The following is a 7,531-nucleotide window of genomic DNA, read 5'->3' on the forward strand; positions in this document are numbered from 1 at the left end:
GCGACCGCGCCGCGGACCGTGTCGCGCAGGAAGTCGCCGGTACTGGTGCCGGCCTCCCGGGGGGCCGGGGCCGGACTCGCCCGGGGCGCGGGCGCCCCCTGCCCGGCGCCGCCCGCGCGCGGGACGGGCGCCTGCGACACCGCCGGGGCCCGGCGGGGCTCGCCCGGCGGCACGGTGATCCGGAACGTGTACGGCACCGTCGACCCGTCCCCGAAGGTGACGTCGATCGACAGGGTGTCGAGTCCGGAGAAGTCGGGCCGCGCCGTGTAGTAGAGCGACATCGCATCCTTCTTGGCGTCCTCGCAGCCGTCCAGCTGCCGGATCTGCGCCCCGGTCTCGTCGACCTTGCCGCTGAGGATCCGGAACTCGCGCCGCTGCTCGATGCGGCCGCCGCGCGGCGGCCGGACCAGTTCGATCGTGGCCGCCCGCGACCGGCACCCCTGCGTGGCGAAGTAGTAGGTGAAGCCCTGGAGGAAGGTCCGCTGGCCGGGGCGCGCGGTCTTGCTCTCCACCTCCGCGCGGGCCGGCAGGGCGAGGCAGAACGTGAGGCAGAGCGGCAGGCAGAGCGGCAGGCAGAGCGGCAGGCAGAGCGGCGGGCGGAGCGCCGAACCGAGCGCCGCACCGAGGGCGCGGACGCCGGCGCGCCGCCGCGGCCGGGTCGGTGCTGCAAAGCGGGGGTCGTTCGGGAGGCGCTGATGCACGGGACTCGTCCTCGGCTTGGCGATGGGCGCGGGCGGCCGATCCGGCCGTCGGCGACGCGTCAGAGTTGCGGCGCGGCGGGCGGGCGCGGCGGTGCCAGCTGCTGCGGCGGTGCGGGCGTGCCGGATACCGGTGCCGCGGCTTCGGCGGCCTTCGGGGGCGGCGCGGCCGGCGCCGGCCGGGTGGCCGGGACCGCGCCGCGGACCGCGTCGCGCAGGAAGTCGCCGGTGCTGGCCTCCCGGGGCGTCGGAGCCGGAGCCGGGGCCGCCCGCTCGGCCGGAGCGGCCCGCGCCGTCGGGGCCGGCCGCGCGAGGCCGGCGTCGCGGGGCGCGGGCGCCTGGGACACCGCCGGCGCCCGCCTGCCCTCGCCCGCGGGCACCGTGATCCGGTAGGTGTAGGTGGCCTCCTCGCCGGTGACGAAGGTGACGATCACCGACACCGTGTCCTGGCCGGAGAAGTCCGGCCGGGCCGTGTAGTAGAGCGTCCGCGCGTCCCGCTCGACGTCCTGGCAACCGTCCCGCGACGGGGTGCCGTCGATGTTCTGGCCGAGGACCAGGAACTCGCGCCGCTGCTCGATCCGTCCGCCGCGCGGGGGCGTGACCAGCTCGATCGCGGCCGCCGGAACCGACGGGCAGCCCGGCCGGGTCTCGTGGGTGGCGTAGCCGTCGAGGCGGACCCGCTGCCCGGGCCGCGCGGTCACGCTCGTGGACCCCGCGAGCGCCGGTCCGGCGAGGCAGAGCCCCAGGAGGCCGGCGAGCATCCCGGCGGCGCCGGCCGCTCCCGTCGTCGCGACGCGTCGTGCCATGGATCCTCCTCGAATTGCGGGACGGGTGGTCCCGGTCCGCGGCGGGGCCCTCACTTCGGGTCGCCGCGGGTCAGGACCGGCTTGCCGCCGTCGGTGCGGAACCGGACCGCGTAGGTGCTGTTCGCCGACCGGGCGTCGCAGGTGATGACCACCGGGCCGCCCATCGGATTGGGCATCTCGCAGGTGCCCTTCACCTTGAAGGTGGACTGGTCGCGCTCGGCGTACATCACCTCGTCGACGGGCTGGTGCAGGGTGCCGCCCTCGACGAAGCCCTTGGCCGAGGCCAGGAACGCCATGGCCTTGCCGTCGGTGGTGCCGAAGATGAACCCGGCCTTCGGGCTGCCGACGACGGAGGTGTTCACCGCCTCCGGGGCGCAGGTCGCGGTGAGGTCCTCCCCGTCCATCATCAGGGACTCGCAGCGGCCCCTGAAGGACAGCTTCAGGAACGTGCCCGATGGCGGATCGCGCGCCTCCGCGCTGTCGCCAGGCGGAGGCTGCGACGGCGACGGCGACGGCGGCGTGTCGGGCGGGGCCGGAGCCCGGGCCTCGGCCGGCCGGTCGCGGGCCGGCGCGGTCCCGCCGTCCCGCCGGTCCCAGCCGCCGCGGGGCTGGCCGGGCTGCCAGACGCAGAGACGGACGCCGTCATTGTCCCAGCAGGGGCCGCTCGGCGACAGGGCACCGAGGGCCTCGGCGGCGCGCAGGCCTCCCGACGACCCGTTCCAGAAGGCCGTGGCCCTCAGCGGGTTCTGCGGGTCGCGGACGAGCTGCGCCACGACGTCGAGCTTGCCCGCGGCGTAGGAGCGGATCTCGAAGCCGCGGGCGCCGGTCTGGCCGGTCTCCGACCGGAACTGGCAGGCCCCGTCGAGGCGGACATCGCCGGCGACCTCGAGGTAGCAGTCGGCGGCCCGCGGGGCGCCGGCCTCGGGCGCCGCCGCGGAGGCGCCGCCGAAGCCGGGGCGGCCCTCGCCGACCTTCCAGGCGCAGATCCGGCTCCGGGACCCGGTCCAGCAGGCGCCCTCCCCGGTGACGCCGTCGGCGGGACCGTCCTCGGGCTTGCCGCCGGGCTCCCGGTTCCAGGTCGCCGTGCCCTGGCCCGGCGCCGTCACCGACACGACCACGCCGTCGCGCAGGTAGCCGTTGGTGTAGGTGGCGAGGCGGAACCCGCCCACGCCGTAGCTGCGCGCGTCGGTCAGGAACTCGCAGACCCCGTCGATGACGGTCCTGCCGTCGGCCGCGAAGAAGCAGTCGGCCTTGCGGACCTTGATCTGCGCCTGCGCGGCGGCGGGCAGGAGTAGGCCCGACAGCAGGCCCGACAGCAGGGCCGCCAGCGGCGCGGCGGCGCGGCGGCCGATGCGGTTCCCGGCCCGAGGGGCCGGGAACCGCGCGGGATATTTGCGGCGGGGGCCCATGGCCGTCTCCTATGGATTGCCGAGGAGGCGGCGCGCCGCCTGGATGGTCCGGTCGTTGCGCTGGTCGACGACGCGGCCCTGGTAGAGATTCCGGTCGGCGAGGCGCTGCTGGAGGGCGGCCCAGAAGCCGGCGCCCCACTGGTCCTGCTCGAGATTCTGCAGGATCTCGGTGGACTTGAGCTCGAGGGCGCGGATCGTCAGGTCGGCCGCCTTCGCGGGGTCCCGCTGCAGGCCGGCGCCGCCGAGATCGTACAGGAAGGCCGCCGAGGTCGCCGCGGGGGCGAAGGAGCGCTCGACCGCGAGGCGCTCGAGATACCGGGCCGCCAGGGGAGCGTCCGGCGCGGTGACCCGCTGCTCCTTGTTGGCCGGGGACAGGTGCATCGCGGCGTAGAGGTACTGGGCCACCGGGACGCCGCTCTCCGCCAGGCCCCGGAGCTTCGCCGCGTCGGCGGCGTTGGAGACGGCGCCCTTCGACAGCGCGATCAGGTCCTCGACGCTCGGCGTCGCCGCGGGCGGCGCCGGAGGCGGCGCGCCGGCGGGCTTTGCGGCCCCGGGGTTGCCGGCTCCGGGGTTGCCCGCCCCCGGATTGCCCTGCGGGCCGGCACCCCGGCCGGCCAGGGCCTGCACGGCCGCGCGCGTCTGCGGCGTCGCCGTCCCGTCGGCCGGCCCCGTGTAGAAGCCGCGCTTGACGAGGTTGCGCTGGATCGCCGCCACGAGGTCGGGGGGCTGGCGGCCGAGCTCGTCCGTGAACGTGTTGATGGCGAGCGGCAGCTTGGCCGCCACCGTGTCCATGTAGAGGTCGGCGGCCTTCTGCGGATCCCGCGGGACGCCGCTCCCGGCATCGGTGTAGCAGCCGGCGATCCAGTAGAGCGTCGACCAGGAATCGAAGTAGTTGTTCCGGGCCGCGACCGGGTTCGCCTGGAAGGCCAGCCCGTAGCGGCAGCCCCGCTCGAGATCGTGCTGGCCGCGGGCCGGGTTGAGCAGGAGCTCGGTCATGCCGCGCTGGGCCCCGGGGAAGCCGAGGTCGGCGGGCTTCCGGTAGTAGGTCAGCGCCTTGGCGGCGTCGGGCTTCACCGGGTTCTTGGCGTAGACCGCGGCCCATTCGGGATTGTAGAGGGCGCCCATGAACGACCGGGCGCTGACGTCGCCGGCCTCGGCGGCCGTCCGCAGCTTCTCGAAGGCGGCCCGGTCGCCGTCCTTGCCGGCCTTGTCGAGCAGGTCGAGATAGAGCTTCTCGTTCTCCTTGCTGTCGGCGGGCTTGCCCCACTCGCCCGCGGGCCTCAGCAGCGCCAGGGCGAGGCCGGCCAGGAGGGCGACCGCGGCCTGGGGCAGGATCAGCCAGGCGAGGCGGTAGCGCGCGTCCGCGTACCAGAGCGTCGCGTGCGCCCGGATCCGGTCGGTCCCGATCGTGACGCCGCTCATGACTTGGCTTTCATGTAGGCGCGCAGGGCCGTGATGACCGCGGCATTGCGCTTGTTCTCGACCGGGAGCGTGTAGAAGCCGCGGGCGGTCAGCGCGGCCTGGATCGCGCCCCAGAACCCGTCGCTCCAGTTGCCCGCCTCCGGGAACAGCAGCCAGAAGGTGATCTGGTCGTCCTTGAGGTCGACGCCCCGCAGGGCGAGGGCGGCGGCCTTCCGGGGATCCTTGGCGACGTTGCCGTAGCCGGAATCGTACAGCACCGCGGCCTCGCCCGCCGCCATGCCGTTGCCGGCGGCCGCGGCGCGCTCGTAGGCGGCGACGGCGACCTGCGCGTCCGGCGCGAAGACGTCGCCCTTGTTCATCACCGGGTTGAACAGGCGCGCGTAGGCGGTGAGCGCGTCCGCGTCCCCGGCATCGGCCCGGCTCTTCAGCTCGGCCAGCTTCCGCCGGTCGCCGTCCCGGGCGGCGGCCTGGAGGGCCATCACCTCCGGGTCCGGGCCCTTGGGCGCCATCCGCCGCGGCTCGGGCCGCGGGGTCGCGACCGTGGCGGTGATCCCCGCCTCCACCTGAAGGGCCGTGATGATCCCGGGATTGGGGCGCCCGTCCACCGGACCGATGTAGCGGCGCTGCTCGGCCAGATGCCGCTGGATGCCCGACACCAGGGCGGGGTTCTGCCGACCGAGATCGTTGATGAAGGCGTCCATCGTCGGCCGGTGCCGGCGCCACAGCACCGCGGTCACCAGCCCCCCGGCCCGCACCGGGTCCTGCGGCAGGCCGCTCTCGGGCTCGACGTAGCAGGTGGCGAGCTTGACGGTCAGCCGCTCCTCGCCGGTGATCGTGCGCTCGAGGGTCTCGGGGGCGTCGATCCAGGTCTGGGCGAGGCGGCAGCCGCGCCGGAGGTCGCGGTTCGGGTTGGCCGGATCGAGCAGCACGTCCGCGAGGCGCGCGACCGCCAGGAGGTCGCCGATCGCGGCGCCCGGTCCGTAGAGGGCGGTCGCCCGGGCGAAATCGTTCGGCGCGGGCTTGTTGGGGAAGTAGGCGGCGGTCAGCGGGTCGTAGAGCGTCCCGAGCTTGGTCGCGGCGTCGATCTGGCCCCGGGTGGCCGCGGCGGTCAGCGCGTCGAACGCCGCGCGGTCGCCGTCCTTGCCGGCCCGGTCGCGCAGGGCGCTCAGCTCGGCGAGCCGCGCCTTCGAGGCGGTGGCCGGCTGCCCCCAGACGCCCTGCGCGGCCAGCGCCATGCACAGGCCCGCGACCGCGCAGGTCACGGCCTGCGGCAGGGCGAGCCAGGCCAGCCGGTAGCGGCGATCGTCGTACCAGAGGGCCGCGTGCGCGCGCAGCCAGTCCCCGCGCGCGACGCTCATGGCCGCGACGGCTCCCGGGCCGTCCCCGCGGTGTCCACCAAGTGCCGGACCGCCGCGCGGGTCGCGTCGTTGCTGCGCGGCTCGATCGGACCCGTGTAGAGACCGCGCGCGGCCAGCGCGGTCTGAAGTGCCGCCCAGAAATCCGGGCTCCAGACCGCGCCGATCCCGGGATCCGTGACGAGGCAGCCGCTGTCCGGGTCCGTCTCCAACTGGCGCATCACCAGCGCCGCGGCCCGGGCCGGGTCCCGCTCCAGATTGCCCGGGCCGCGGTCGTGGAGTTCGGCCGCCATCCCGGCGGCCACCCAGTTGCCGGCGGCCCCCGCGCGCTCGAAATACACGGCGGCGAGCCAGGCATTGCGCGCGGGTTCACCGGATCCCGCGGTGAAGGGGCTGTAGAGGTGGCCGAGGGTCACGAGCGCCGCGCTCTCGCCCCGATCGGCCGCGGCCACGACCGCCGCCACCGCGGTGGTGCGGCGCACGACCTCCGCGGCGAGGCCGCGGAGCACCGCCAGCGACGCGGGCCCCGCGGGGCGCGCGCCGTCGCCTTCGGGAGAGCTTCCCTCCGGTCCGGGCGGCGGGGGCGTGTCGGGCCGCGCCATGCCGCTACGCCCCCGCCGCCGGACGCGCCGCGTCCCCGGCGGGCCGGAGCGCCCGCTCGACATCCACGAGCTCGAACTGGCCGTAATCGCCCAGGGGATCGCTGGCGAGGCGCATCGCCTGGGCCTCGCGCAGGCGCTCCAGGAGCGTGCGCATCTCGCGGGCGTTCGCCCAGTCGTGCCGCTGCGCGCGCTGCTCGACCCACGGGATCAGCAGGGTCTCGAAGCGCGGCGGCAGCCGGAACGATTGCCGCGACGCCATCAGGCGCAGGATCTCGACGAGGTCGTACGGGTCGTAGGCCGGGAATTCGACGGTCTTGGTGAACCGGCCGGCGAGGCCGGGATTCGTGTCGATGAACCGGGCCATGTCGCCGGTGTAGCCGGCGACGATCACGATGATCCGGTCGCGGTTGTCCTCCATGAACTTCAGGAGGGTGTCGATCGCCTCCTTGCCGAAGTCGCTGCCGCCCCCGCCGCCCTCGGCCAGCGTGTAGGCCTCGTCGATGAACAGGATGCCGTCGAGGGCCTCGCGGCAGCGCTCCAGGGTCTTGGCGGCGGTCTGGCCGACATAGCCCGCCACCAGCCCGGCCCGGTCGACCTCGACCACGTGCCCCTTCCGCAGGACGCCGAGCGTCCGGAAGATATCGCCCATGATGCGCGCCACCTCGGTCTTGCCGACGCCGGGGGGGCCGGTGAACACCATGTGCTGGCTCACCGCGCCGACCTCGATGCCCTCGGCGCGGCGCCGGGCATCGACCAGCACCCGCGCCGCCACGGTCTTCACCTGCTCCTTGACCGGCGCGAGCCCGATCATCGCGTCGAGGCGGGCCATGACCTTCCGGGCCGCGTCCATGTCGACCGCGCCGCCGGCCTGGCGGCCCAGGGCCGCGGCGATGTCGGCGGGTTCGAGCCGGTTGATGTCGCCGCCGGGGCTGGCGGCGAGGCGCAGCGCCTGCGCCTGGCGGGCCTTCTCCAGGACGGTGCGCATCTCGCGGGCGTTGGCCCAGTCCTCGGCCTTAGACCGGGCCCCGACATAGGCGGCGAGGTCCTTCTCGAACCCCTCCGGCATGACGAAGCCCTGGCCCGCGGCCATGCGCTTCAGGATCTCGGCGAGCTCCGGCGGGCTGTAGGGCGGGAACGCGACGGTCTTGGTGAAGCGGCTGGCGAGGCCGGGATTCGCGTCGATGAACCGGCGCATGTCGTTGGTGTAGCCGGCGACGATCACGATGATCCGGTCGCGGT

General features: G+C 75.2%; 7 protein-coding genes. All 7 read right to left on the bottom strand.

From position 1 onward, the window contains the following. A partial coding sequence (locus tag ACTJK8_RS18130; protein ID WP_440762321.1) for a hypothetical protein occupies positions 1–701 on the bottom strand: 701 nt, incomplete at its 3' end. A 59-nt stretch (positions 702–760) separates the two neighbouring features. Beyond that, positions 761–1,504, bottom strand: a complete 744-nt coding sequence (locus ACTJK8_RS18135; protein WP_012318444.1) for a hypothetical protein — start codon at positions 1,502–1,504, stop codon at positions 761–763. A 50-nt stretch (positions 1,505–1,554) separates the two neighbouring features. Further along, positions 1,555–2,913, bottom strand: a complete 1,359-nt coding sequence (locus ACTJK8_RS18140) for a hypothetical protein (RefSeq protein ID WP_440762322.1) — start codon at positions 2,911–2,913, stop codon at positions 1,555–1,557. A 9-nt stretch (positions 2,914–2,922) separates the two neighbouring features. After that, positions 2,923–4,335 carry a peptidoglycan-binding protein gene (locus tag ACTJK8_RS18145; protein WP_440762323.1) on the bottom strand — a complete coding sequence of 471 codons (1,413 nt, stop codon included), beginning with the start codon at positions 4,333–4,335 and terminating at the stop codon, positions 2,923–2,925. Then, complete coding sequence (locus ACTJK8_RS18150; protein ID WP_012318441.1) at positions 4,332–5,693, bottom strand: hypothetical protein; 1,362 nt, start codon at positions 5,691–5,693, stop codon at positions 4,332–4,334. The genes ACTJK8_RS18145 and ACTJK8_RS18150 overlap by 4 nt, the downstream gene beginning before the upstream one ends. Next, entirely contained in the window at positions 5,690–6,292 is a 603-nt protein-coding gene (locus ACTJK8_RS18155; RefSeq protein WP_012318440.1) for a hypothetical protein, read from the bottom strand. The genes ACTJK8_RS18150 and ACTJK8_RS18155 overlap by 4 nt, the downstream gene beginning before the upstream one ends. 4 nt (positions 6,293–6,296) lie before the next feature. Then, the coding region (locus ACTJK8_RS18160) for an AAA family ATPase (RefSeq protein ID WP_440762324.1) at positions 6,297–7,531 on the bottom strand (1,235 nt) is incomplete at its 5' end.

Origin of the sequence: Methylobacterium sp. 22177, from assembly GCF_052045615.1 — a bacterium.
Taxonomy (GTDB): Bacteria; Pseudomonadota; Alphaproteobacteria; order Rhizobiales; family Beijerinckiaceae; genus Methylobacterium; species Methylobacterium radiotolerans.